Genomic DNA, 25566 nt, shown 5'->3' with positions numbered 1-25566 from the left:
GCCCCGGCCTTGCAGCGTCTTCTTCCGCCGGCGGGATTCGTCCCGTTTCGAAACACGCGGAAGGACGTTGCCATGCTCGCTTCGCTCAAGCCCACGGCCAAGGTGGTGCTCAACGCGGCCCTGTCCCTGCTGCCGCAATCGGCGCGGCTGAAATACAAGGAACATCACGAACTGCGCTATTGGCGCGGCGTGGCCGCGACCATGGTCGAGAACCCGGCGCAGCAGGCGCATGAGCGCGCCCACTACGAATATTTCTTCACGACCTTCTTCGGCCTGACCAAGGCGGACTATGACGGCAAGGCGGTGCTCGACATCGGCTGCGGCCCCTGCGGCAGCCTGGAATGGGCCGACAATACGCGCCAGCGCGTCGGGCTCGATCCGCTGGCGGAGGCCTATCGCAAGCTGGTGGAGGACGACCGCCAGAAGATGGCCTATTGCGCCGCGCCGTCGGAGAAGATTCCGTATCCCGACGGCCATTTCGACATCGTCACGACCTTCAACAGCCTGGACCATGTCGACGACGTCGATGCCACGGTCGCCGAACTCAAGCGCGTCACCGCTCCGAACGGCCGCATCCTGGTCATTGTCGAGTTCGGCCACGCGCCGACTCCGACCGAGCCGCACCAGCTGGACGAAACCGTCGCCGACAAATTCGGTCCCGAGTTCAAGGCGCACGATGTCCGCCTGTTCGGCGTCCGCGCGGACCACAATCTCTACGCCTCGATGAAGGACAATGTGCCCTATGTGAAGGGCGAGGAAGGCATCCTGGCGGTGCGGCTGGAGCGCGCGTAGCCGCGCCGGCCTTCGCCAGGACGCTCACGCCCGATGCCCCGCTCGGCTTCGTGTCGGTCGATGTCGACAATTATTCCGCCGCCAAGGCCGCGATGCCGATCCTCGAAGGCGCGCCGGAGAATTGTCTGCCGCTGGTGCCGGTCTATCTCGACGATATCGGGGTCGACGGCGCCAATCCGTCGAACGGCGAGCTGCTCGCGGCGGCCGAGTTCGACGCGGAAAATCAAACGCGCAAGATCGCGACCTTCACGCTGCCGCGCTCGCGCCGCATCTTCAAGAACACCCAGTGGATCGATCGCATGTTCGCGGCCCATATCCAGGACCACCCCTACCGCTCGCCGGGCCACAGGCGTGCCGCGCAATGGGTGATCGGGAACGAGTACCCGTCTTGATTACAGGCGCGTGACGGACGGGTTTCCTCGCAGGCCGGCCATGGCGGCCGCCATTTTCATGCTAAACACCGCCAATGGCGGGATGGATCGAGCGGCTATTGGAAACGGCCCGCGAGCGGCGGCTCGACCGGCTGGCCGCGGCCTATGCCGTGGCCGCCTGGCTGCTGGTGCAAGCGGCCTCCATCGCCCTGCCGGCCTTCGATGCGCCGGCCTGGGCGCTGCGCTGGCTGATCGTCGCGGCCGTGCTCGGCTTTGCGCTCGCTTTGGCGGCCGGCTGGATCCTCAACAAAGGGCGCGTCGGCGCGCCGTCATCGCTCAAGGGCAGCGAGGCGATTTTCCTGGCTGCCATCGCGCTGGTCGGGGTGCTGACGCTGGGCGAGCTGGCATGGCATTGGTCGGCCATCGTTCCATCGGGACCGAGCGAAGACGCATCGGCGCCAGCCGGCTCCGTCGCCGTGCTGCCGTTCGACAATATGAGCGGCGACCCGCAGCAACGCTATTTCAGCGAAGGCATCTCCGACGAGCTGATCGGTCTTCTGGGGCGCAACCCGGCCTTGCGCGTCGCGGCGCGCACGTCCTCCTTCTTCTTCGAGGGCAAGGAACAGGACATCCGCGGCATCGCGCAAAAGCTGAATGTGCGCTCCATCCTGGAAGGCAGCGTGCGCCAGCAAGGCGGGCGTGTGCGCATCGAAGCGGCGCTGATCAACGCCGAGAACGGCTATCAATTGTGGTCGCAGAGTTATGACCGCTCGCTCAGCGACATCCTCGCCGTGCAGGCCGAGATCGCGCAGGCCATCGCGCAAGCGCTGGCGCCGACGCTGACGGGCACAGCGTCCAAGCCACACGCGCCAAAGCCGGTGCAAATCGATCCGGACGTCTATCGCGACTACCTGCAGGCACAATTCTATTTCGATCAGCGCTTGTCCGAGAGCCAGACGCCGGCGACGCGGAACGCCCTGGCTCAAGCCGTGGCGCTGCTGCGCAGCGTCGCGGCGCGGGCGCCGGATTTCGCGGACGGAGAGGCGGCCCTGGCCCACGCGTTGCTATGGACGCAGAATGATACGGAATTGAACGGGCAGATCCAGCAGGCCGTAAACCACGCGCTCGGCATCGATCCTGGAAACCCCCAGGCCCTGCTGGTGAAGATAGAGTATGCCGAAGGCATATGGGACTGGAACGGCGTGATCGATAACGCCGTTCTGCTGAAGCGGTCGGCCGCGCATACGGCGGTCGGCGCGCAAGGATTGGGGAGGGCCTATTTCGACTTCAATCTGCTGGGCCAGTCCTTGGCGAGCTACCAGGAAGGGGCGCGGCGAGATCCGTTCTCAGCATCCGTATGGGACGGGATTGCCAACAATCTCTTCGCCCAGGGCCGGTATCAGGACGCAATCGCCGCCAGCGATAAGGCGCTCCAGCTTCACCCCGGCGATCCGGTGACGCTGGAATACAAATGCGTTTCGCTGGCCAATCTGAACCGCATCGGCGAGGCGAGGGACGTCTTGAGCCAGCTGTTGCAGCCGGGGACGCCGCCGTTCATGGGCGTCCACTGCAAGTTCTTTGTCACTTTGCACAGCGACGGCTCGAAGGCGGCGATCGCGTATGTCGATGACGTCCTGGCCCATGACCGCAAGACGATCGGATACATCGGCGACGCCGGCTTCATGCTGAGTCATGCCGGGGCTTTTGACCAGGCTATGGACTGGTATGAAAAAGCCTTCAACCGGCAAGCATGGGTTTTCGGCTTTTATCCCGGCGTCACCACGCCGCCGGCGTTCTTCCAGAATCCGCGTTGGCTCGCGCTGACGCGGCGACCGGAATATCAACGCTGGCTGGCCGCGCGGGCGCGCGCGATACGGGTGCTGGCCGACGGCAAGTCCTGACCCGCGCCTTGCTTGTTGCCTCGGCCTTTGGCAGAAGCGCGCCGCAATCCTAAGTCCTGAAAGAAGTTCGATGGGACGCAGGAAGAAGGGCCAGCCGGTCAATGGCTGGGTGATCATCGACAAGCCGCAAGGCATGACCTCCACCCAGGTCGTGGGCGCGGTGCGCCGCATCTTCGACGCCCGGAAGGCCGGCCATGCGGGAACCCTCGATCCGATGGCGACCGGCGTGCTCGCGGTGGCGCTCGGCGAGGCGACCAAGACCGTGCCTTACGCGATGGATTCGGAGAAGACCTATCGCTTCACCGCCCATTGGGGCGAGGCGCGCGACAGCGACGATGCCGAGGGCAAGGTCACCGGGACGTCCGGCAGGCGCCCCACGAAAGACGAGATCGAATCGGCGCTCCCCCGCTTCACCGGCGCCATCGTCCAGGTGCCGCCGGCCTACTCCGCGATCAAGGTCCAGGGCGAGCGGGCCTATGACCTGGCGCGGGAAGGCGAGATCGTGGAACTCGCCCCCCGCACGGTGGAGGTCTATGAGTCCCGCCTGCTCGGCCAGCCCGATCCGGACCATGCCGTGTTCGAAATCCGTTGCGGCAAAGGGACTTACGTCCGTTCCTGGGTCCGCGACCTGGCGCTCGCCCTGGGCACGGTGGGCCATGTCTGCCAGCTCCGCCGCACCCGGGTCGGCGGATTTACCGAAGAAATGGCGATCCCCCTAGCGCGGGAGGGGGGTAATGTGCATATTCCCGCCGCTTTTGAGCACTTGAGGCCCATTGCGACCGCGCTGGACGGCATCCCGGCGCTGGCCGTCACGGGCCCGGATGCGGTCCGTCTTCGAAGCGGCAATCCGATCCTGATCCGCGCGAACCATTTCGCGCAGATCACGGAAGGCCGGGGCGAGACCGACGATCTTCAAGGGCTCACGGTTTTTCTTCAGACCTCTGAGGGCGAGCCGGTGGCGCTGGCGGAACTCGCATTGGGCGAGCTTCGGCCATTCCGTGTTTTCAACCTCTGAAGGACCCGACGCCGAACATGATTACCCCGGAACGCAAGAAGGAAGTCGTTGCGCAATACGCGACCAAGGAAGGCGACACCGGTTCGCCGGAAGTCCAGGTCGCGGTGCTCAGCGAACGCATCAACAATTTGACCGATCACTTCAAGCAGCACGCGAAGGACAACCATTCGCGCCGCGGCCTGATCAAGATGGTCTCGACGCGCCGCAAGCTGCTCGACTACGTCAAGGCGAGCGACGTGGCGCGCTACAATTCGCTGATCGAACGCCTAGGGCTTCGCCGCTGAACGGCCGGCCTTCCATCACGAAAAGAATACGCGTCGAGCCCGCGATGGTCGCGGGCTTGCGCGCATGCGCACCCGAGGGCATGGGCCCAAGGGTGCATCCGCTCGACCGGGCAATGAGGCCCGGCGTGCAAAGCACCGCCGCAATCCGGCGCCGGTGCACGAAGAAAGAAGACTGAAGATGTTTACCGTACACAAGGAATCGTTCGAATGGGGCGGCAGAACGCTGACGCTCGAAACCGGCAAGGTCGCCCGCCAGGCCGACGGCTCGGTCGTCGCCACTTACGGAGAGACGGTGGTTCTCGCCACCGTGGTCGGCGCGCCCAGCCCGCGCGAGGGAATTGATTTCTTTCCCCTCACCGTGAACTACCAGGAGCGCTATTACGCCGCCGGCAAGATCCCGGGCGGCTATTTCAAGCGCGAGCGCGCCCCGACCGAGCGTGAGACGCTGATCTCGCGCCTGATCGACCGCCCGATCCGCCCGCTGTTCGCCGAAGGCTACCGCAACGAGACCCAGGTCGTCGTGCAGGTGCTTTCGCACGACATGGAGAACGATCCCGATATCGTCGCCCTCGTCGCGGCGTCTGCGGCGCTCACCATTTCGGGCATTCCCTTCATGGGTCCGATCGGCGCCGCGCGCGTCGGCTATATCGACGGCGAGTACAAGCTGAACCCGCCGATCGACGACTATGCCAATTCCAAGCTCGACCTCGTCGTCGCCGGCACCGCCGACGCGGTGCTGATGGTGGAGTCGGAAGCGCAGGAATTGTCCGAGCAGGTGATGCTCGGTGCGGTGATGTTCGGCCATCGCGAGATGCAGCACGCGATCGACGCGATCATCAAGCTGGCGGAGAAGGCGGCCAAGGAGCCGCGGCCGCTGCCGGACGTCGGCACGCATGTGCTGGCGATGGAGATCGAGAAGGTCGCCGGCATCAACCTCGCCGGCGCGTTCCAGATCCCGGTGAAGTTCGAGCGGCGCGACCGCATCGCCGAGATCAAGAAGAAGACGGCGGAGTATTTCGTCGGCGAAGGCGACGGCAAGGTTTCCGCCAAGGAGTTCGGCAACCTCTTCCACGACCTCGAAGCCAAGGTCATGCGCAACGCGGTGCTCGACACCAAGACGCGCATCGACGGCCGGAACCTGACCACGGTGCGTCCCATCGTGGCGGAGGTCGGCATCCTGCCGCGCACCCATGGCTCGGCGCTGTTCACCCGCGGCGAGACCCAGGCGCTGGTCGTGACCACCCTCGGCACCACCGAGGACGAGCAGTTCATGGACCAGCTCGAAGGCACGGTGAAGCAGAACTTCATGCTGCACTACAACTTCCCGCCCTACAGCGTGGGTGAGACGGGCCGCATGGGCGCTCCCGGCCGGCGCGAGATCGGCCACGGCAAGCTCGCCTGGCGCGCGATCCATCCGATGCTGCCGGCCAAGGAAGAGTTCCCCTACACGCTCCGCGTCGTGTCGGAGATCACCGAGTCCAACGGCTCGTCGTCGATGGCGACCGTCTGCGGCACCAGCCTCGCGCTGATGGACGCCGGCGTTCCCCTGAAGAAGCCGACCGCGGGTATCGCGATGGGCCTCATCCTGGAAGGCGAGCGCTTCGCGGTGCTCTCCGACATCCTGGGTGACGAGGATCATCTCGGCGACATGGACTTCAAGGTGGCCGGCACCGAAGACGGCATCACCGCGCTCCAGATGGACATCAAGATCTCCGGCATCACCGAGGAGATCATGAAGGTGGCGCTGGACCAGGCCAAGCATGGCCGCATCCACATCCTGGGCGAGATGAACAAGGCGATCGATCACGCCCGCGGCGAACTCGGCGAGCACGCCCCGCGCATCGAGCAGATCAAGATCCCGACCGACAAGATCCGCGAAGTGATCGGCTCGGGCGGCAAGGTGATCCGCGAGATCGTCGAGAAGACCGGCGCCAAGATCAACATCGAGGACGACGGCACGGTGAAGATCGCTAGCGCCGACGGCGAGTCGATCAAGGCCGCGTTGAAGTGGATCAAGGGCATCGTGGCCGAGCCCGAGGTCGGCGAGATCTATGACGGCAAGATCGTCAAGGTCATGGACTTCGGCGCCTTCGTGAACTTCTTCGGACCCAAGGACGGCCTCGTCCATGTGTCGGAACTGGCCGCGAGCCGCGTCAACAAGCCGTCCGACGTGGTCAAGGAAGGCCAGGCGGTGAAGGTGAAGCTTCTCGGCTTCGACGACCGCGGCAAGGTCCGCCTGTCGATGAAGCAGGTCGACCAGGTCACCGGCGAGGACCTCTCCAAGAAGGCGAAGTCGGACGCCCCCGCGGCCGAGTAAGCCGAAACGCCTACGAACCAAAGCCGCCCGCGAGAAATCGCGGGCGGCTTTTTGCTTGTTCATCGCTAAAAAATTGTCGTCGCGCGCGTCCCGTATCTCGGCCTCGGAACCGATGTTGGCATGGGCGCCGCCGAAAATTTGCGCGTCTGCCTAAGTTCGGAGCGAGGCTGGCGCCAAATTGCGCAAAAGCGGCGGCACAAAAACGACAGCGGGAAACCTTCCGCGAGGAATGATGGTTAACCGGGGTTAGGCCTGCTTGTGCCGCGGAAATCCGCTCGCTAGCGTACATTACCGGGGTGTTGGGGTACCGCCATGTTCGTCGTCCTGAGACTGCTCAGCCTGATTCTCGTCGTGTCGGCCATCATGCTGCTGGGCGCGGATATCGTCACTTCGCTGGAGAACGGCGGCAAGATCATGGTGCGCTCGCTCGACCAGGTCTGGGCGCTGCTCGACAAATCCGCCGTCGTCGCCTTCCACGCCTGGTGCGATCGTCACCTGCCGGGCTTCCTGGCGCACGGCATCGCCGCGCTGTTCGGCCTGCCGGGCTGGGGCGTGACGGGCGTTCCCGGAATCATCCTGGCCTTCCTGTTCGGCCGCCGCGTCGCCGACGTCGCTTAAGCGCTATCGGTTGGCGCCGGGAATCCAGAGCACGTCCTTGGCGCCACCGTCATTGGCAAAGCGGCTCGCGACGAACAGGTGATCCGACAGCCGGTTGAGATAGCGGATCGCGACCGCGCTCACCTTTTCCGCCTCTGCCAATTCGACGGCCAGCCGCTCGGCGCGCCGCACGATGGCGCGGGCCAGATGCAGATGCGCCGCCGCCGCCGTCCCGCCCGGCAGGACGAAAGACTGGAGCGGCGCCAGGCCTTCATTCATCGCATCGATCTCGCGCTCCAGCCGCTCGACCTGCGACTCCGCGATGCGCAGCCGCTCGCCGCCGCGCCGCCCGTCCTCCGGGGCGCAGAGATCGGCGCCCAGATCGAACAGGTCGTTCTGGATGCGCGACAGCATCGCGTCGAGCTCGCCGGTCGTGTGAAGCCGCGCCAGCCCGACGGCGCAATTGGCCTCGTCGACGGTCCCATAGGCCGCGATCCGCAGATCGTATTTCGGCCGGCGCGAACCGTCCCCCAGCGCGGTTTCGCCCGTATCCCCGGTCTTCGTATAGATGCGGTTCAGCGTGACCATGGGACAAACTAACCCCTGTCAGCAGCCCCGGCAAAGGCGCTTGCGGTGCCCCGGGCCAAGGCTAATATCCGCCCGCCTTTCCAGCCAGGCCCCTAGAAAATGCCCATCGAAGCCCCCGAAATCATCGAAGTCGACGATACCCGCGTGAAGTGCGAGGGCATTGGCGGCGCGCTCGGCCATCCGCGCGTCTATCTGGAGATGGGCGACAAGGATTTCGTCGAGTGCCCCTATTGCGACCGCAAATTCGTCCTGAAGAAGGGGGCGCATCGGCATTGAGCAAGCCGGCGCCCGCAGAGACGAAGAAAGCCGCGCTGAAGGCGGGCGATCACCTCTATCTGGTCGACGGCTCGGGCTATCTGTTCCGCGCCTATCACGCCCTGCCGCCGCTGACGCGCAAATCCGACGGCCTGCCGGTGGGCGCCGTCAGCGGCTACTGCAACATGATGTGGAAGCTCTTGGAGGACATGAAAGGTCCCGACCAGCCGACCCATCTGGCCGTGGTGTTCGACGCCGGCGCCGTGACCTTCCGCAACACGATCTACGACCAGTACAAGGCCAACCGTCCGCCGCCGCCCGAAGACCTGATCCCGCAATTCCCGCTGGTGCGCGACGCCACCCGCGCCTTCGGCGTCTCCTGCGTCGAGATGGACGGTTTCGAGGCCGACGACCTGATCGCGACCTATGCGCGCCTGGCGCGCGAGGCCGGCGCCCGCTGCACCATCATCTCCTCCGACAAGGACCTGATGCAACTGGTCGAGGACGGCAAGGTCGAACTCTACGACACGATGAAGAACAAGCGCATCGGTTCGGCCGAGGTGATGGAGAAATTCGGCGTGCCGCCGTCGAAGGTGATCGAGGTCCAGGCGCTGGCCGGCGACAGCGTCGACAATGTGCCCGGCGTGCGCGGCATCGGCATCAAGACCGCGGCCGAGCTGATCAACCAGTACGGCGACCTTGAAACCCTGCTGGCGAAGGCCGGTGAGATCAAACAGCCCAAGCGGCGCGAGACCCTGATCGAGAATGCCGAGAACGCCCGCATCTCGAAGAAGCTCGTCACGCTCGATCTCAATGCGAAGATCCCGGAGACGCCCGAACGCTTCGCGGTGCACGAGCCCGAGCCCAAGGAGCTGATCGCCTTCCTGCGCGGGATGGAGTTCAACTCCATCACGCGGCGCGTCGCGGCCCATTTCGGCATCGAGGACGTGGAAGGTATCGCGCCCGCGGTCGAGCCCTCGGCCACCGCCGCGAACCGCGTCGTGAAACAGGCCGACCGCGAGACGCCGGCGCCCGTCGCAAGCCATGTCGGCGCGGTGCCGCTGCGCGACGCCATCGTGAAGCCGGTCGATCTCGACGCCTACAAGACCGTCACCACCGCGAAAGACCTCGACGCCTGGATCGCCCGCGCCCGCGAGGCGGGAATCGTCTGCGTCGACACCGAAACCACCGGCCTCGACGCGATGACGGCCGGCCTGTGCGGCGTATCGCTGGCGGTCGCGCCGGGCGAGGCCTGCTACGTGCCCTGCGGCCACCGCAAGGGCGACGGCTTCGACCTGGGCGGCGAGGGCGACCTCGTGCAGATGGACGCGGCCGATGTGCTGGCGCGGTTGAAGCCGCTGCTGGAAGACCCGTCGATTCTGAAGGTCGCGCAGAACCTGAAATACGATTTCCTGATCTTCGCCCAGCGCGGCATCCGCGTCGCGCCCTATGACGACACGATGCTGATCTCCTATGTGCTCGACGGCGGGCTGCACGGCCACGGCATGGACGAGCTGTCGGAATTGCATTTGAGCCACAAGCCGATCTCGTTCCTCGACGTCGCCGGCAAGGGCAAGGACAAGATCACCTTCGATTGCGTGCCGATCCAGGCCGCGACGCGCTACTCCGCCGAGGATGCCGACGTCACGCTGCGTCTCTATCTCCTTCTGAAGGCGCGCCTGCCCGCCCAGGGCAAGACGACGGTCTACGAGACGCTCGAACGTCCGCTCGTCACCGTGCTCGCCGACATGGAGCGCGAGGGCGTGACGATCGATCCCGACCTCTTGCGCCGGCTCTCCAACGATTTCGCCCAGGAACAGGCGAAGATGGAGACGGAAATCCACAAGCTCGCCGGCGAGAGCTTCAACATCGGCTCGCCCAAGCAGCTCGGCGACATCCTGTTCGGCAAGTTCAAGCTCGAAGGCGGCCGCAAGACCAAGACCGGCGCCTGGTCGACCGATTCCGACGTTCTGGAAGACGTCGCCGCCCAGGGCCATCCGATCGCCAAGAAGGTGCTGGACTGGCGCGGCCTCGCCAAGCTGCGCGGCACCTACACCGATGCCCTGCCGACCTATATCAACGCCAAGACCGGGCGCGTGCACACGTCCTACGCGATGGCCTCGACCTCGACCGGCCGCCTCGCCTCGACCGATCCGAACCTGCAGAACATCCCGGTGCGCACCGAAGAGGGCCGCCGCATCCGGCAGGCCTTTATCGCGCCCAAGGGGTCGAAGCTGATCAGCGCCGATTACAGCCAGATCGAGCTGCGCCTGCTGGCCCACATCGCCGACATCCCGCAGCTCAAAAAGGCCTTCGCCGAAGAGCTGGACATCCATGCGATGACCGCCTCGGAGATTTTCGGGGTGCCGGTGAAAGGCATGCCGGCCGAAACGCGCCGCCGCGCCAAGGCGATCAATTTCGGCATCGTCTACGGCATTTCGGCGTTCGGCCTCGCCAACCAGCTCTCGATCCCGCGCGGCGAGGCGGACGACTACATCAAGAAATACTTCCAGCGCTTCCCCGGCATCCGCGACTATATGGAGACCACCAAGGCCTTCGCGCGCGAGCACGGCTATGTCGAGACGCTGTTCGGCCGGCGCGTGCACATCCGCGAGATCAAGTCGCCGGTGCCCGGCCATCGCGGCGGGGCGGAGCGCGCCGCGATCAACGCGCCCATCCAGGGCACCGCCGCCGACATCATCCGCCGGGCCATGATCCGCGTGCCGGACATGCTGGCGGCGAAGAAGCTGAAGGCCAAGATGCTTCTGCAGGTGCACGACGAACTGATCTTCGAGGCGCCGGACGCCGAGGTGGAGAAGACCCAGGCCGCGGTGAAGAGCGTGATGGAAAAGGCCGCGCTGCCGGCGATCCGGCTCAGCGTCCCCCTGACCGTCGACGCCCGCGCCGCCCAGAACTGGGACGCGGCGCATTGATGTGGTAGAACGGGCTTATGAACGCCAAGGCGAAGATCGAGATTTCACAGGAAGCTCTCGCGGTGGCCGCGAAAAACGCGGCCGAGGCGGGCTTTGCGACGACCGACGGGTACATCGAGTCTCTCTTGCTGGAAGATCGCGACGAACTCGACGCCATTGCGCGGCAGCCGTGGTTCCTGAAGAAGATCGAGGAAGGCCTGGCATCGCCAGATGCCGGCGAGCTGACGCCGGAACTGATTGATCGCGCCGTTCAGGAAGGTATCGATCGCGCCAAAAGGCGCAGATGAGTGCCCTGTCGCTCGTGCCGCGACGGCCAATCCCGATATTCGGCTGATGCGGGTATCGTCCCGTTTCAAGCGGTATTTGATTGCATATTTTTTGTTGGGTGGCCCGCAGGTCAAGGTCGTACGTGTCCTACACGGCGCAATGGATATTGCGGTCGAACTGTCTACACTCGCGCCGGACTGACCCTATTCCTCGTACACGAACTCGACCAGATACACCCGCTCGCCCGGCCCGTGCTTGGCGGTCTTCAGCAGGTCGACGACGCCCTCGAAGCCGGAATCCCGCGCCATCCTGGGCGTGATGTCGGCGAGGCCGATCTCCTTGATCGATGTCACGCGGATACGCCCAGGCCCCAGCGCATAGGTGCCGCCGACCTTCACGCGCGGCTTCTGCCAGATGCGAATGCTGGTCGTGATCTTGCCGCGCATGACGGGCTCGCGCAGCTTCTTCGTGAACATCATGGCGTTGTCGGACTCGCGATGCGCTTTCCAGAATAGTCGTCATTGCCCGGCTTGTCCGGGCAACCCGATTTTCACGCAGCGGCCGAGATGGATCGCCCGCAGACGCGGGCGATGACGGCGTGGATGTGGCTGGATTCGGACGAAGCTGTGCGCCCGCCTCAGGCGGCGATGTTCTTGAGCCCGGTCTCGGCCGTGATGCCGGCCTTGCCCAGCATCGCCATCAGCTCGGCCACGGCGGCGTCGGCGTCGCGCGGCGGCGCGGATTGCGCGATATAGCCGCTCAGGAACCCCGGCCGGCCCAGATAGCCGAGCACCATGTCGCGGGCGCGGCCCGACAGGCGGCCCTCGGTCAGCATCCCGCCGGTGCACAGCTTCAGGATCGTGGTCGCCTTGTCGGACGGGCTCCCCGGCTTGGTCTCGATCGCCTCGAAGATCTTCGCGCGCGCCTCGAGCGTGCAGGCGAGCTTGTCGAGCACCTCCGCCATCTCCTGGCGCTGGTTCTCCTGGAAGCCAGAGCGCCGGATCCGCGCCTGAAGCTGCGCCAGGCGCTGCAGCCGCGCCAGCACCGGCGTCCGGGCGACGGTGAAATGGGTCTCGAAACTGGCCGCGGTGAGGAGCGGCAGGACGAAGGTCGAGAGCTGGCGCTTGTTCTCCGCCCCGATGATGTTCTCCTCGACGAACAGAAGCCGTTCCAGCTTCTCATCCGGCGTGGCGGCGCCCGCCATGTATTCGCCCAGCGTCTCATGCGTCACCAGCCGCTTGGAGCGCAGCGTGAAGGCGCCGATCAGGTCTTCGTGGCTGAGATATTTGCCGATCCCGAGCACGACGCGATTGGCGATCTGGCGCAGTGTCTTGAATTCCTCGTCCAGCGCGGTCGGCACCAGCCGCTTGGGGCTCTTGAACTCCGCCATGATGCGGCTCGCGACCGCGGTGCGCGCCTCGGGCAGGTTGTCGGCGGCGAAATTCTGGGTCAGCGCGATCAATCCGGCGCGCGCCCCGGCGCCGAGCGGCTCCTGGCCGAGGAACAGCCGGACCAGGCTCATCAGCGCCTCGCCCAGATTCTCGCTATCGCCGATCAGCTCGTGCAGCGCCGCCGATCCCGTCAGGATCTCGGCCAGCAGCGAATCGATGGCGCTCAGCAGCAGGGTGCGCCCCGGCCCTTCCGCCGGTGCCTCGGCCATGATCTTCAGGAGGCGCAGCACCTTCTCGTCCCAGCCGCCCGCGTTGCGCAGATGGTTGGCGATCGCGCCGTTCAGGACATAGAGCCCGTCGGGCTGCGCCGCCAGCTTGACCGCCAGCGCGCCGAAGCCGCCCGGCTTGGTGCTCGGGAACAGCTTGGCGCGGTCGTCGCGATAGACGCGATTGAACGCCTTGGTGGTCAGCTCGTTCAGGCTCTTGATGATCTGTGCGACCGGCGTGGTGGTCGACGCCGCCTGGGCCACCGCGATCTTCTGGATCGCGTGCTGCAGGAGCGTGCCGGTGGCCTCGAGCTTCTCCAGAAGATCGGCGCGATGGCTGAGCTCGGTGATGGTGATCTTGTTGCGGCTGAGGAAGTCCGGAATGAGCCGGGTCATCGTCGCGCGCGCGTGATAGGAATAAAGATCGTCCGGCTTGAAGCAGGGCAGCGCATGCGGCACGTCTTCCTGCGCCGGCGTGGTCTTCACCTGGTTGTGGCCGTCCTCGAAAATCTTCAGCGTGAGATAATCGCCGGTCTCGTCGTTATAGGTCTCCTTGACGACCTTCACCCCGGTCGCCTTTTCCTCGGCCATCAGGTTCTGGGCGTATTGGATAGCCGCATCGCGCTCGGTGCGGACGTCGAGCATCTTCCAGCCGCCCTTGGCGCCCTGGCGGGAAAAGACTTCGTAGTGGATGGACTGCGCCATGCGCTCCCTGCGACCGATGTCGGCGGCATGGGCACTATGTATTTTCGGGAATTAAATCGCGGTTAAGCGTGATCCGGCGCGGATCGTCGGCACCGCACCGCACAGGGCGCAGGCCGGATCCGGCTTGAAGCGCACGGTGCGGAAGCGCGTGGTTAGCGCTTCGTAAATCAGAAGCTTGCCGGCCATGGATTCGCCGGCCCCGGTGATCTCCTTGATCACCTCCAGCGCCTGCAGCGTCCCCATCACGCCGGCCGCGGCGCCGAGCACGCCGGACTCCGAGCAGGATGGCGCGGTGCCCGGCGGCGGCGCCTCGGGGAACAGGCAGCGATAGCAGGGGCAGCCGGGCTCATGCGCCTTGAAGGTCGCGAGCTGGCCGTCGAACTCCGTCACCGCGGCCGACACCAGTGTCTTCCGCGCGAAGAAGCAGGCATCGTTGACAAGGAAGCGCGTGGCGAAATTGTCCGACCCGTCGGCGACGATGTCGTATTCGCCGATCAGCGCCGGCGCATTGTCGGGGGCGAGCCGCAGGTCATGGGTCTCGATCCGGACGTTCGGATTGATCGCCAGCGCGGCGGCGCGCGCCGACTCCGTCTTCGGCCGGCCGATATCCGCCGTGCGATGGGCGATCTGGCGCTGCAGGTTGGAAAGGCTCACCGTGTCGAAATCGGCGATCCCGATCGTCCCCACCCCGGCGGCCGCCAGATAGAGGATGACGGGACTGCCAAGCCCGCCCGCCCCGATCACCAGGACACGGGCGTCCTTCAGCCTGCGCTGGCCGGTGCCGCCCACCTCGCGCAGGACGATATGGCGGGCATAGCGGTCGATCTCGTCGTCGGACAGGGCCATGGGCAGGTCATAACCCATTGGCGGGCGCCTCAAAACCGTCATGCGCGGCGGAGTGACGCCCGATATTGCTACCGGTGTCATAATTAACCGTTTGAAATCAGTAACATTTCTTGAGAAACCTTGAATCGAACCTCGCGTTGCTCGCGGGGGCGCCAGTCTCTATTTTGCGAGCCAGTCCCAAAGAACCTGTGCCGGTCCGGCGCCGGTCCGCTTTCACCTTGAGGTAGTCCATGTCCAGCGCCTATGGCCTTGAGCAGCAAGGCTTTCGCAGTCTCAAAGCCGTCCGGTGGAACCTGACCCCGGCAGAGCTCTACGAGATCGCGATCCGGCGGGGCGAGGGGCGCCTCGCCAAGGACGGCCCGCTCGTCGTGCTCACGGGCGAGCACACCGGCCGTTCCGCCTCCGACAAGTTCGTCGTGCGCGACGCCGCCAGCGAGCCGAACATCTGGTGGGACAACAACAAGCCGATGTCCCCGGCGCATTTCGACGCCCTCTATGCCGACATGGTCGCCTTCGCCGAAGGCAAGGAACTCTTCGCCAAGGACCTGTTCGGCGGCGCCGACCTGGCGCACCGCCTGCCGGTGCGGATCGTCACCGAATATGCCTGGCACTCGCTCTTCGTGCACCAGCTCCTGATCCGCCCGACCGCTGAGCAGCTCAAGGATTTCGCGCCGGAATTCACCATTGTCGACCTGCCGAGCTTCGAGGCCAATCCGGCCAAGCATGGCTGCGCCAGCAAGACGGTCATCGCGGTGAACTTCACCAGGAAGCTCGTCCTGATCGGCGGCACCTCCTATGCCGGCGAAATGAAGAAGTCGGTGTTCACGATCCTGAACTACCTCCTGCCGCCCAAGCGGGTGATGCCGATGCACTGCTCGGCCAATGTCGGCAAGGACGGCAAGTCGGCGATCTTCTTCGGCCTCTCCGGCACCGGCAAGACGACGCTGTCGGCCGACGCCTCGCGCACGCTGATCGGCGACGACGAGCATGGCTGGTCCGAGCACGGCGTGTTCAATTTCGAAGGCGGCTGCTACGCCAAGGTGATCAAGCTCTCCCGCGAGGCCGAGCCGGAGATCTTCTCGACCACGGAACGCTTCGGCACCGTGCTCGAGAACGTGGTGATGGACGATGCGACCCGCGTCCTCGACCTCGACAGCGCGCATTACGCGGAGAACACCCGCGCCGCCTATCCGATCGATTTCATTCCGAACGCGTCGGAGACCGGCCGCGCCGGCCACCCCAAGAACGTCATCATGCTGACGGCCGATGCCTTCGGCGTGCTGCCGCCGATCGCCAAGCTGACGCCCAGCCAGGCGATGTACCATTTCCTCTCCGGCTTCACCGCCAAGGTCGCCGGCACCGAGAAGGGCCTGGGGAAAGAGCCGCAGCCCACCTTCTCCACCTGCTTCGGCGCCCCCTTCATGCCGCGCCATCCGTCCGAATACGGCAACCTGCTGCGCGACCTGATCGGCCTGCACCAGGCCGATTGCTGGCTGGTCAACACCGGCTGGACGGGCGGGGCCTTCGGCACCGGCTCGCGCATGCCGATCAAGGCGACGCGCGTCCTGCTCAACGCCGCGCTGGACGGCAGCCTCGCCAATGCCGAGATGCGGGTCGATCCGCATTTCCGCTTCCGCGTGCCGGTGGCGGTGCACGGCGTCGACTCGAAGATCCTGAACCCGCGCGACACCTGGGCCGACAAGTCGGCCTATGACGCGCAGGCGACCAAGCTGGTCGGCATGTTCCGCAAGAATTTCGAGAAGTTCGAGGCCCATGTCGGCCAGGACGTCCTGGAAGCCGCCCCCGCCCTGGCCGTCGCGGCGGAGTAGTCTCTCGATCATGACATCGAAAGGCCCGCGACCCGTCGCGGGCCTTTTGCTTAAGGGAGGATCGATGCCTGACGACAAAGGTCTCCTGACACAGGCGGAACGCGACTACATCGCCCAGGCGATGAAGGGTACGCTCAAGCCTGCCGCATGCCCGTGGTGCGGCGCAAACACATGGGAGGTCGGTCCATCGCTGGCCGTCTCGATGCCGCTGCTGCGTGACGGTCGCGTCTCGCTGGTCGGACCGCTGGTGCCGATGGTGACGCTGATCTCGCCCTGCGGCTTTGTCGCGCATTTCGCAGCCGGAAAATTCGGCCTGCAGGTCACCCAAGTCGCCGATACACCCACACCCGCGCCGGGGGCAGGTTGAACAGCACGAATGCCGACTGGTGCACCGTGACGCCGGCCGGCGGTGCGACGGGGGCGTGCATCCCGTAGGAGAACTGCACATAGGGCGCCCCGGGTTCCAGCCGCGCCAGCACGCCTTCGAGGAACACCTGCCGCCGCGCCATGGAATGGTTGAGCAGCGGCACGCCCGAGATCGCCCCGGCGAAGGGCGGAAGCGCGCGGGCGCCCAGCGTCTTGTCGAGGTCGAAGGCGTCGCCCGCGATGACATGCACGCCGGCGAAGCGCGCCGCGATCAGCCGGGCGAAATTGCCGTCATATTCCACCGCCCAGATGCGCTCCGGCGCGATGCCGCGCGCGATCAGCGCCTGCGTCGCCACGCCGGTGCCCGGGCCCAATTCCAACACGGGTCCGTCTCCGCCAGCGTCGATCTCGCCGGCCATAGCCCGCGCCAGCGCCTTCGACGACGGCGCGATGGCGCCGACGGCACGGGGCTGGGCGATCAGGCGGGCGATGAAGCGAAGCGTGTCGGACATAGGGCCATTGTGTACCACTTGTCATCCCCGGCCGAACACCGCGAAGCGGTGTGAGGGGAAGGGGACCCAGGTGGTTCGACATGGCGTGATGCCGATGCGTTCGTACTTGAATTGCAGCGACGGGGACGCTTGAGCGCCTGGGTCCCCTTCCCCGCATCACTGCGTGATGCTCGGCCGGGGATGACAATAATAAGCTAAATAACTAGAAGTAAACAACTATTTCTGGTATAAAGTATCTACACAAAACCCACACAGCACGATCAATCAAATACTTACGATGGAAAACCTACACAGAATCTGCACAGGATCGGAGGCGTCATGGCGTTCATGATGGACAAGGAGGAGGTGAAGCGCGGCGTCGTGATCTTTCGGCGCGCTGACGTGGATCACAAGGACTGGTATTGCCGGATGCGGCTGCCGAAGCAGGACCGCTACAAGACGGTCTCCCTCAAGACGCCGTACATCGAAGATGCGCGCCGCATGGCGGGGGAGCAGGAAATCGAGTTGCGTGTCGCCATCAAGCACGACATGCCGCTGTTCAACCGGCCTTTCCGCCAGATCGCGAAGGACTTCCTTGCCGAGGAGGAGCTGCGGGCCAAGGCCGGCCAGATCACCTACGAGCGCGTGAAGCGCATCCGCTCGGTGATCGAAAGCAAGCTCAACGCTTACGTTGGCTCCATTCAGATCAACCTCATCGGGTCCGACCGCTGGGAGAACTACCCCAACTGGCGCCGCGCCTATGGAGAGGGCCGCATGGCGCGTCCCGGCTTTACCCGCCCGCGCACCGATGAGGAAGCCGAGCGGTCGAAGAAACTGGCCGACGCGGCCGACGCCGCCCGCGCCAAAGCAAAGCGCGCCAAAATAGACGGGCGCAAGTTTCCCAAGGTCAACGCCACCGCCAAGGGCAAGGACAAGCCGTGGATCATCGTCAGCGACGCCACCATCGGTTTCGAGATGTCCATCTTCGGTGCGGTCATGGCCTACGCGCAGCGCAAACGCTACGTGTCGGCCGAAAAGCGCTTCGAAGGCAGACTCAATCTCAAGAAGCTGCGGCGCGACGAGTTCACGCTGGAGGAATACCGCCGCCTGCATACCAAGGCTCGCGATTGGATCAAGGAGGCGACAGACGCCCGCTCGAAATGGTATCGCGAGGTTGCCTATAACTTCATGCTCGTCATGTGCAACACCGGCATGCGGCCGCCCGAGGCACGCAATCTGCGCTGGCGGGACGTCACCCATGCCAAGGACCGCGAAGGGCGCGAGCTGGTCGTGCTCTACGTGACCGGAAAGGGCAAGTCGCGCAAGCTGGTCGCTCCCGCAAGCGTCGGTGATTACCTCGACCGTATTCGCAAACTGAGCAGGGCTACGGGGCCTGCCGATCCGGTATTCTCGACCCACAACGGCAAGTCCGACAAGTCGCTCTATAAGCGCCTCATCGACATGATGCTGAACTTTGCCGAGCTGCGCGACGGCCCGCAGGGTATTCCGCGCTCGACCTATTGCTTCCGCCACACCTACGCCACGCTTCGCTTGAGCGAGGGCGTCGATGTGTATTTCCTGGCCGAGCAGATGGGCACGTCAGTCAAGATGATCGAGGAGCACTACGGCCACGTGAACACCATCAAGCACGCCGACCGCGTGTTGCAGGGCATCGGCAGCTGGGACCCAATCGATCCGGCGCAGAATGCCGAGGCGGCCAGCACCGATGGCGAGCTCAAGGACAAGAAGGCCGGTTCGCGCAAGAAGGCGCGCGCCAAGGCCAGCGCCCCCACGGAGGCCGACGCAAAGGCCGCCCGCGCGATGGCGATCCGCCGCAAGGACACCAAACCTCACTGATCTTCTCAGGAGCCGCCCGAAGCCGGGAAACCAAGCAGCGAGCTTCGCTGCGCCCGGCGGCGGGCGGCTCCGCGCCATGACGGCGCGCCGCTGGCGAACTTAGCCGTCATGGCGCAAAGACGGCAGGCGGAAAAGGCGCGTCGAGCCTCGATGCGACCCGCCTGCCGGCGTCTTCCGCAGCACACGCCCATCGGCCGCTGGCCTCTGGGATGGACGGGTGCGAGGATCCTCTACTCAGAATCTTACTGTAAGCAATGAAAGTGCACACGTTGTATGTCAGAGCTTGTCGCGCTCACGGCGGCATCCTGATTGCTCCAACGAGTTGGGCAAGAGCTGCGATCAACTGTGCGAGCGCAGCCAGCAATAACGCGAATTTCGTGCTGGTCATGACCGGCCTCCTAGCGAGAGCGAAGCTTGCGCTGGCGCACCGAGCGGCGCAGCCGCTCGCGGCTTGCGAAAGTAGAGCGTTGCCGTGCCGGGATTTGCGCAATGTCGATCAGCTCGGCGGCGACCGCGCAGGCGATGGCGATTGCGCCAAGCCATTTGCAGCGGCTGAGATCGATATTCGTCAGTGGTTCCATAAGTGCTCCTTTGTTTCCGACCGCGACCGTCGCGGCCATGCGCGGAGGGTTTTCGCGCCGCAGGAGGCGGCTGCATCGCCTGCGACCGCAACGAAGAGGAGGAGTGCCTGCACTTGCCGCCCCAAGCCGACGAAGGCGCTACCGATCAAGCCAGGCCGCAAAGGGCGCGCGGAGCTGCGAGGACGCCTGAACCGCTGTGAATATGCTTCCCCGACACAGCCCGGTCATTCATTCCGCAACGTAGAGCCGACGGGTCGTGCCGCCTGGCGCGTTGGTCTGTTCGCCATGGTCCCTTCCTGCCGGCAACCGTGACCATCACGGCTTCTTATGGGTGAGCGTTATGGAGCGGGCCCGCCGCCGATCAACCCAGCTCGCTTCCTACCCCCGCAACTAGTGCGGGGTCCGTGCAGCTCCGCTCCCTCGGGCGCGCATCCGCGCGGGGTGTGACCGCCGGCTCGGTGGCCCGCTCCCCTGGCTCCCCATGAAGCCGCGGAATGGTCCGTGGCGGAATTGGAAGGAGACCATCATGGCTAAATCGACAACCCAACCGAAGCTGCCGGGCCGCAAGCCGACGCATCGGCTCTACCGCGTCATCGGCGAAGGCGATGCCGCAAGCTGGACGCCCATCGGCGCAGCATGGAACCATAAGGACGGTCAGGGCTTCTCGCTCTCCTGCGATGCCGTGCCGCTGCAAGGCCGCATCGTCATGCGCGCCGTTCGCGCCGAGGGAGGCCAGCAATGACCTCCTCTTCCGCTCGCAAGCGCCGGTGCAAGCCCGCAAAACGCAAGCCGTCGAAACCGGTTGCCAGGCGGAAGAAGCGCGCCATCCGCGAGCAGACGCTGCAATGGCGCGATGTCACGCTCGCAGTCTCCTACGAGCGCGACTGGATGGGGATGAAAGACACCATCGCCCATCTGCAAATCCGTGTGCTGGGCCCGAAAGGCGCAGTCATTCCGCTGACCGATACCGGCTACCGTTCCCATTTCATCAGCAGTGTCTACGTGGACGAGGCCGGCGGTCCGCTGGCATATGTGCGCCGCTGGCTGGAGTCCGAAGCAGCAACTCCCGCGTGGAAGCGCCGGGAACAGGCATCACGGCAGTTGAGCCTTTTCTGACCGGCTCGTGGACCGGGCCGAAAGACGGCCCGGTCCACGACTGCGATGATACAGCTTCGACTGGCTCCGCGTTGCATCTCGCATCGCTTATTCGTTGAATCTTCGGCAGCGAGCGCTATAATTGCGCATATTCGCTTCACACCGTCATTGAACCCGGCTCTATTAAATTACCGCCTACAGACAAGACCTACGGCGAAAGTACTGCGGAAGCGCGGCTGAAGAAGCTTGACGAATGGGCCGCCCTGCATCCGGGCAAACCGATCTCCACCTATCTCAAAGAGCTCTTTCCTGAGTTCGGCGCAATCGACGCGGTATCGGAGCTTCGCCGGCAACTCCATGGTGGTAAGGTCGAGGCAAAAAGGCCGTATCCCGGGAAACGCGAGGGCGTTGATCCATTCGATTTCCTGCTGGAGCACTATGGCGATGACATTCGCGGCGGTCGTATGGGACCGGGCAGACTGCAGACCATTAACCGCCCACTGTATGTAAGCCTTGGCTTCGAGCTTGCACGGCGCAATCCTCCCCTTTCGATCGGCGAATATTTCGCGGAGCTGTCGGATGGCAAAACCCTGACAACGCCGTTTCAACGGCGGTTTCGCGCTTGCGCGGAAATTCTTGCGACAGATGAGCGCGAAGCGGCGCGCTTTTTGACGAACATCCGCGTGCCCAGAATCAAAAACGTCGTTGACGATGAGCCGTCTGCCCTCATCCGAAAAACAGACGGTCTAGGCCGGTAATTGGCTTTTTGACGACTCTTTAATACATATCGCGTTTTGATCGCTAAAGGCGGGGGCCTGATATTTTGAAAGCACCCTGTCGTGGCCGTGTTCAGCCTATTTCCCACTCCCGAACTGCTCGACGTTTTGCGCGACATTCCGCGTCACGCGCGAGCGCTGAGCGCGACTCACCCGCCGCCAACTAAGACTCAAGAATCTCATGGCGATTTCAAACTGTGCCCGCTCGCAGAACAGGCGGGGCGGAAAGTGATTATTCGTGGGAGGCTTTTCAAGTGCAGGAATACCAACTCGATTCGCTTGCCTTAAGCGGCGGCGGCCTCATCATATCGCTAGTAGCCCTTGCTGTTTCGATCTTTAACGCCGTTCGCTCGGTCGGTAGGGAAGATCTAGCGGCGCTCGCTGAAATCTCCGCACGCTTCCATACCCTTTCGACGGAAGGTCGCAGATCGTCGCAAATCGAGCGCGAAGAATCTTTCCGCAATCTCCTGAACTATGCAGATCATTTGAGCGGCGCTTGCAAGCAAGGTCGCTTGACGCGGTACGTACGTCAGGGCGCGGAGCGACTGCTGATCGATTTTATCGCCAGCATATCTGTTCTCAGCAAGCTGGAATTTGAAGTCGTGCTGGACGCATATGGTAACGGCGATCCCTGCGCATACATTGAGATTGCCGAATTCTGCCGCCGGCACGTTGTGCGGATTGCCGAGGCAATACGCCGTCTCAGAGGCACGCGCTATGACTGGCCGGGCGAGTGACCGGCTACTTTCCGCATTGTTTAATGGCTTGACCGTCCGACTGCACTTTTATTGCTACGCGTGGCGATGAACGCCATGCCCCAACGACATAAGAAGGAATTTCTTTACCTCCCTGACGATCGTCGCCACCGGTGCATTCCTGTCTCTCGCGAGAAAGACGCGCGCGATGGCGCAACCAACCATGTAGGTAAAGACAGCATTGGTCCCGGCATTGCAGATCATGGCGGGGAGCGTGCCAACCCCGGTATAGGCCAGCCAGGTTTCGGCGAGCCTCATGCCTGAGGCGATCCCGCCGACGCCGACCACAATACCTGCCGCGACTTTTGTTGCAGTGGTTTTGTCCATCTTGCGTCCGGCCTGAGAGGCGAGTTTGACAAACATCCCGGTCCATGCCGCAACGATTATCGGTACGTCGGCATGCACCGTGAACACGCCAAACAAACCTTCAATCCCAAGGGCGAGTGCCGACCAATAGATGGTTCTCTGCATCGCAGTTGGAATTTTCACCAGACGGTTGGATATCCCTTTAGCCATAGCTCTCCTTTCCCCGGCTGCGCTTAACGCGCTGGCCGAGCTGACAAATCTCTAGGTTGGCTGGATCGAACGGCGATGGCCGATTCGATAGCCGTTGGTCGGCGTTTATCTCCGCCTCTTAGCCCGCTGCTTTTTGGGGTCTTCGTAAATCGCCCATCCGGCCTTGGCGCCAAGCGCAAGGCCCAGAGGCGTCAACGGCGCAAATACGATGGCACCGATGACCGCTCCGACAGCGGCACTAATTTTTTGCGCGCGTTCGCGCTGCTTTCTTGTCATTGCAAATGCCTTCCAGTGTCAAAACGCCCCCCAACTTCACGGGTCATTTCAGACTTCCAGTGGCACCGTAGCTCTATCATATGTGTCTAAATGGAGTCTTACCGGACTGGGACTTGCTCATCGTTCGGCAGGGACGCGCGCCCACGGTAGATTCCATGGAAGAATGCCTTTGCCCTTTCTTCGTCCGTGCCGAGGATGGCAGCGCAGGCGCGGACCCGTCGCTTGTATGGTGAACCGGCTTTACCCTCATCTGCGAGCTCTTGAAAATACTCGGTCATGGATTTGGGCGGCTCCATATCTTTCAATCTGGCGGCACACTTCGCGTACAATTTATAGTCTAGGCGGACCAATCGACCCGGCCCAAGCCTCCCTTGCCGAATGTCCTCGCCATATTGCTCCTTCAGATGAGTGAACGGATCGGCGCCGCCACTATCGTGGTAGGGTGCTCGCGGCGGCACTTTCTGCAATGTGAGTTGGTCGCGCAACTCGCGAATCGCCGGTAGCGCCGCAAACTCGGGCACCTCGCGTTCCAGAAACTTCGAAAGAATGGATTTGTCGGCGGGCTCGGCGATACCATGCTCGCGAAGAAACTCGATGAACTTTTCATCGAGTGACCTTGCATCGTGCGCTGTTCGCTCTTGTCCGATAAGGTCTCCATGCAAGCAGGACGTTAGTACAATCAGTATACGGATCATCTGCGGGCCCAAAAAGAGAAGATTGGATGACGACGTGCGGACCTGGTCGCGTAAGCGACTGAATTTTCGTCTTTGCCGCGGCCTGGGCATAAGCCGAAAACTTAACGCGTTCTTAACGCCTGCAATCTAGAATTGAGTACATGCACTCGTAGACGGACGCGCCATCGCATTCGACCGTACAGATCAGCCTTCGATGCTACGCCATGCGGCCCAGCCGCCGCATGAGGCAGATTCCAATCTCCGCGCCGAACTTTCCACGAAAATCGCCAGCGCCCAGTTCGACGTGGAGAACAGGCTTTCGGAATTGCGCGGCGCGCTGAGTACGGGAGCAGTCGGCAGCGCCGTCATCTCCGCGACAACGCAACTGCAAGGCCTCTCCCAACTCCAGCGCCGCATCGCATCCGCCGATGCAGCCACGCTCACTGCCATCCGCAATGAGGTGGCTGCCTGTGTCGCCGCCACGCAAGCCTTCGTGCGACAGGAGCAGGCGGACAAGGCCGCAGGCGCGGCGCAGGCGGCGCTCGCCCAGGCGAGCGATGCGGCCCGCAGCGCCGTCACCGACTTCGAACGCGACTTTTACGGTCGCCGTATCTTCGATCCTTATCTCAAATTCGCCTCGGCTGAGGATGAGGACGGCTATCGCCACCGCGAGGAAGAACGCCGCCTTGCCATCGAAAAGGCGCTTGCCGAGGGCACGCCCGAAGGCAACCTGCGGGCCAATCAATTGGCGATCGACCAATTAAAAGACGCCGGCGCGCATGGCGCCGACCGCAGTCCCGATTATGCGTCCAGGCTGACGGGCCTCCAGAATGCGCGCGACCAGCTGATAGCGGCTTCGCCGCCTGCGAAGGAAGGCAAGCCGCCTGCAGTCAGCCCGCCCGGCCCTGCCAACGCCGCATCGCCGGATGCAACGTCATCGGTCCCGCCCGACGTGGTCGCGGTTTTCCGGGCAGCGCAGCTCGCGGGTGGGGACAATGCGCGACAGGGTCACGGCGTTTCCGCCGCCGCCGTCGCGCAAGCGGACATTCCGTTGCGCGGATGAATTCTAGGTCGCGCCGGCAGCTTTGCACGTCGCCAGCGTCTGTTTAAGGTAGGCCTTGTCCTTCACGAAGCGCGCAAGCTCTTGCGCTTCCGCCATGCCGAAGTCCTGATTTTGCCGGCTGCCCGAATAGCCAAGCGCGTTGCCCAGCTTCACCGCGATATCGAAGGCTTTCCGTGCGTCCGCCTCGAAAATCTTCGCATAGGCGGCGTTACCTGCGTCGAGATTGTCGCCGCGCGCAACACCATTCGCGACGTAACATTTCATCGCCAGCTCATATGCCATCCGATTTGCGCGGGTTACCGCGTCGTCCTGCGCGGCGGCCGTGCCCGCGCAGAGCGCAAAGGCACAGGCCGCCGGCAGGGCAGCCATACGCACTGCCGTTCGAAATCTTCCAGACATGGCCGCCCGCTAGTGCTTGCCTTTGAAGACGAACTTGGTGACGACGACGCCGACAACGCTGCTCGCCGCGCCGCTTGCCGCGCCTTCGATGATCTTTGCCAATAACTTCTTGAAGTTATCGTCGGTGTGATCGTCGTGATGGTGGTCCGTTGTCACAGCGTAGACTTTGCCGTGCTTCGTGTGAGCTTCATATTTATGCGCCATGTGCAGGTCCTCGCCCCGGTAATTGGCAAGGAATTTGTAACACTATGAGGAATTCGGTTGCGCCATTGGCGGCGATCTTCCAAGAGTGAACGCATGTTTCCTTCCATGGATAGCTGTAAGCGGCGCGATCCGCAGATTCTCGATTTTGTTAGATTG

At 63.9% G+C, this 25566-nt stretch carries 27 protein-coding genes; 17 read left to right on the top strand and 10 right to left on the bottom strand.

Going from position 1 to position 25566, the window contains the following annotated elements; all coding sequences use genetic code 11:
• Window positions 1-72: 72 nt before the first annotated feature.
• The 7 genes from WDN01_17005 to WDN01_16975 all read left to right on the top strand — a co-directional run bounded on the left by WDN01_17005 (window position 73) and on the right by WDN01_16975 (window position 7298).
• Window positions 73-792: a class I SAM-dependent methyltransferase gene (locus WDN01_17005; protein ID MEJ0027726.1), complete on the top strand. Its 720-nt coding sequence runs from the start codon at window positions 73-75 to the stop codon at window positions 790-792.
• A gap of 50 nt (window positions 793-842) precedes the next feature.
• Window positions 843-1184: a hypothetical protein gene (locus WDN01_17000; protein ID MEJ0027725.1), complete on the top strand. Its 342-nt coding sequence runs from the start codon at window positions 843-845 to the stop codon at window positions 1182-1184.
• Between the two features lie 98 nt (window positions 1185-1282).
• Window positions 1283-3064, top strand: a complete 1782-nt coding sequence (locus WDN01_16995) for a tetratricopeptide repeat protein (GenBank protein MEJ0027724.1) — start codon at window positions 1283-1285, stop codon at window positions 3062-3064.
• A 70-nt stretch (window positions 3065-3134) separates the two neighbouring features.
• Window positions 3135-4079 carry a tRNA pseudouridine(55) synthase TruB gene (gene truB / locus WDN01_16990; GenBank protein MEJ0027723.1) on the top strand — a complete coding sequence of 315 codons (945 nt, stop codon included), beginning with the start codon at window positions 3135-3137 and terminating at the stop codon, window positions 4077-4079.
• A gap of 17 nt (window positions 4080-4096) precedes the next feature.
• Window positions 4097-4363 carry a 30S ribosomal protein S15 gene (gene rpsO, locus WDN01_16985; GenBank protein MEJ0027722.1) on the top strand — a complete coding sequence of 89 codons (267 nt, stop codon included), beginning with the start codon at window positions 4097-4099 and terminating at the stop codon, window positions 4361-4363.
• A 178-nt stretch (window positions 4364-4541) separates the two neighbouring features.
• The gene (gene pnp, locus WDN01_16980; GenBank protein MEJ0027721.1) at window positions 4542-6680 is read left to right on the top strand and encodes a polyribonucleotide nucleotidyltransferase; all 2139 of its coding nucleotides are present in this window, start codon (window positions 4542-4544) and stop codon (window positions 6678-6680) included.
• A gap of 312 nt (window positions 6681-6992) precedes the next feature.
• Window positions 6993-7298: a hypothetical protein gene (locus WDN01_16975; GenBank protein ID MEJ0027720.1), complete on the top strand. Its 306-nt coding sequence runs from the start codon at window positions 6993-6995 to the stop codon at window positions 7296-7298.
• A gap of 3 nt (window positions 7299-7301) precedes the next feature.
• Here the strand turns inward: WDN01_16975 and WDN01_16970 are convergent, their stop codons facing one another.
• Window positions 7302-7865, bottom strand: coding sequence for a cob(I)yrinic acid a,c-diamide adenosyltransferase (locus WDN01_16970; protein ID MEJ0027719.1), 564 nt, complete (start codon window positions 7863-7865; stop codon window positions 7302-7304).
• Between the two features lie 99 nt (window positions 7866-7964).
• Here WDN01_16970 and WDN01_16965 point away from each other — a divergent pair, with 99 nt between their 5' ends.
• The 3 genes from WDN01_16965 to WDN01_16955 are packed head-to-tail and all read left to right on the top strand — an operon-like array spanning window position 7965 to window position 11340.
• Window positions 7965-8141, top strand: a complete 177-nt coding sequence (locus WDN01_16965) for a zinc-finger domain-containing protein (protein ID MEJ0027718.1) — start codon at window positions 7965-7967, stop codon at window positions 8139-8141.
• On the top strand, window positions 8138-11053 hold the full coding sequence (gene polA / locus WDN01_16960; protein ID MEJ0027717.1) for a DNA polymerase I: 2916 nt from the start codon (window positions 8138-8140) through the stop codon (window positions 11051-11053). Before WDN01_16965 ends, polA begins: the two co-directional genes overlap by 4 nt.
• A 17-nt stretch (window positions 11054-11070) precedes the next feature.
• The gene (locus tag WDN01_16955; GenBank protein ID MEJ0027716.1) at window positions 11071-11340 is read left to right on the top strand and encodes a hypothetical protein; all 270 of its coding nucleotides are present in this window, start codon (window positions 11071-11073) and stop codon (window positions 11338-11340) included.
• A gap of 183 nt (window positions 11341-11523) precedes the next feature.
• On the opposite strand, the gene WDN01_16950 is transcribed toward WDN01_16955, so the two are convergent.
• The 3 genes from WDN01_16950 to WDN01_16940 form a co-directional block, all read right to left on the bottom strand.
• Window positions 11524-11799, bottom strand: coding sequence for a hypothetical protein (locus WDN01_16950; GenBank protein MEJ0027715.1), 276 nt, complete (start codon window positions 11797-11799; stop codon window positions 11524-11526).
• Between the two features lie 158 nt (window positions 11800-11957).
• Window positions 11958-13682 carry a hypothetical protein gene (locus WDN01_16945; protein ID MEJ0027714.1) on the bottom strand — a complete coding sequence of 575 codons (1725 nt, stop codon included), beginning with the start codon at window positions 13680-13682 and terminating at the stop codon, window positions 11958-11960.
• 51 nt (window positions 13683-13733) lie between these two features.
• Entirely contained in the window at window positions 13734-14528 is a 795-nt protein-coding gene (locus WDN01_16940) for a molybdopterin-synthase adenylyltransferase MoeB (GenBank protein ID MEJ0027713.1), read from the bottom strand.
• A gap of 230 nt (window positions 14529-14758) precedes the next feature.
• On the opposite strand from WDN01_16940, the gene WDN01_16935 reads away from it, so the two are divergent.
• The gene (locus WDN01_16935; protein ID MEJ0027712.1) at window positions 14759-16357 is read left to right on the top strand and encodes a phosphoenolpyruvate carboxykinase; all 1599 of its coding nucleotides are present in this window, start codon (window positions 14759-14761) and stop codon (window positions 16355-16357) included.
• A 64-nt stretch (window positions 16358-16421) separates the two neighbouring features.
• Window positions 16422-16724, top strand: a complete 303-nt coding sequence (locus tag WDN01_16930) for a hypothetical protein (GenBank protein ID MEJ0027711.1) — start codon at window positions 16422-16424, stop codon at window positions 16722-16724.
• Here WDN01_16930 and WDN01_16925 read toward each other — a convergent pair.
• Window positions 16678-17235, bottom strand: a complete 558-nt coding sequence (locus WDN01_16925; protein ID MEJ0027710.1) for a hypothetical protein — start codon at window positions 17233-17235, stop codon at window positions 16678-16680. The genes WDN01_16930 and WDN01_16925 overlap by 47 nt on opposite strands.
• A 318-nt stretch (window positions 17236-17553) precedes the next feature.
• Between WDN01_16925 and WDN01_16920 the strand changes: the two genes are divergently transcribed.
• Window positions 17554-19071 carry a site-specific integrase gene (locus WDN01_16920; GenBank protein ID MEJ0027709.1) on the top strand — a complete coding sequence of 506 codons (1518 nt, stop codon included), beginning with the start codon at window positions 17554-17556 and terminating at the stop codon, window positions 19069-19071.
• Between the two features lie 398 nt (window positions 19072-19469).
• Here the strand turns inward: WDN01_16920 and WDN01_16915 are convergent, their stop codons facing one another.
• A complete protein-coding gene (locus WDN01_16915) occupies window positions 19470-19691 on the bottom strand; it encodes a hypothetical protein (protein ID MEJ0027708.1) in 222 nt (73 codons plus the stop codon).
• A gap of 487 nt (window positions 19692-20178) precedes the next feature.
• Between WDN01_16915 and WDN01_16910 the strand changes: the two genes are divergently transcribed.
• The 3 genes from WDN01_16910 (at window position 20179) to WDN01_16900 (ending at window position 22260) form a co-directional block, all read left to right on the top strand.
• Window positions 20179-20394: a hypothetical protein gene (locus WDN01_16910; GenBank protein MEJ0027707.1), complete on the top strand. Its 216-nt coding sequence runs from the start codon at window positions 20179-20181 to the stop codon at window positions 20392-20394.
• A complete protein-coding gene (locus tag WDN01_16905; GenBank protein ID MEJ0027706.1) occupies window positions 20391-20768 on the top strand; it encodes a hypothetical protein in 378 nt (125 codons plus the stop codon). Before WDN01_16910 ends, WDN01_16905 begins: the two co-directional genes overlap by 4 nt.
• A 1009-nt stretch (window positions 20769-21777) precedes the next feature.
• Entirely contained in the window at window positions 21778-22260 is a 483-nt protein-coding gene (locus tag WDN01_16900) for a hypothetical protein (protein MEJ0027705.1), read from the top strand.
• A 54-nt stretch (window positions 22261-22314) separates the two neighbouring features.
• On the opposite strand, the gene WDN01_16895 is transcribed toward WDN01_16900, so the two are convergent.
• Complete coding sequence (locus tag WDN01_16895; GenBank protein MEJ0027704.1) at window positions 22315-22794, bottom strand: hypothetical protein; 480 nt, start codon at window positions 22792-22794, stop codon at window positions 22315-22317.
• A gap of 374 nt (window positions 22795-23168) precedes the next feature.
• Entirely contained in the window at window positions 23169-23765 is a 597-nt protein-coding gene (locus tag WDN01_16890; GenBank protein MEJ0027703.1) for a hypothetical protein, read from the bottom strand.
• A 193-nt stretch (window positions 23766-23958) separates the two neighbouring features.
• Between WDN01_16890 and WDN01_16885 the strand changes: the two genes are divergently transcribed.
• Window positions 23959-24807: a hypothetical protein gene (locus WDN01_16885; protein ID MEJ0027702.1), complete on the top strand. Its 849-nt coding sequence runs from the start codon at window positions 23959-23961 to the stop codon at window positions 24805-24807.
• A 3-nt stretch (window positions 24808-24810) separates the two neighbouring features.
• On the opposite strand, the gene WDN01_16880 is transcribed toward WDN01_16885, so the two are convergent.
• A complete protein-coding gene (locus WDN01_16880; protein ID MEJ0027701.1) occupies window positions 24811-25176 on the bottom strand; it encodes a hypothetical protein in 366 nt (121 codons plus the stop codon).
• Between the two features lie 39 nt (window positions 25177-25215).
• Window positions 25216-25410: a hypothetical protein gene (locus WDN01_16875; protein ID MEJ0027700.1), complete on the bottom strand. Its 195-nt coding sequence runs from the start codon at window positions 25408-25410 to the stop codon at window positions 25216-25218.
• Window positions 25411-25566 lie beyond the last annotated feature (156 nt).

Source organism: Rhizomicrobium sp. (genome assembly GCA_037200985.1).
In the GTDB taxonomy this organism is placed as follows: Bacteria; Pseudomonadota; Alphaproteobacteria; order Micropepsales; family Micropepsaceae; genus Rhizomicrobium.
This window is presented reverse-complemented; position numbering and strand designations above follow the sequence as displayed.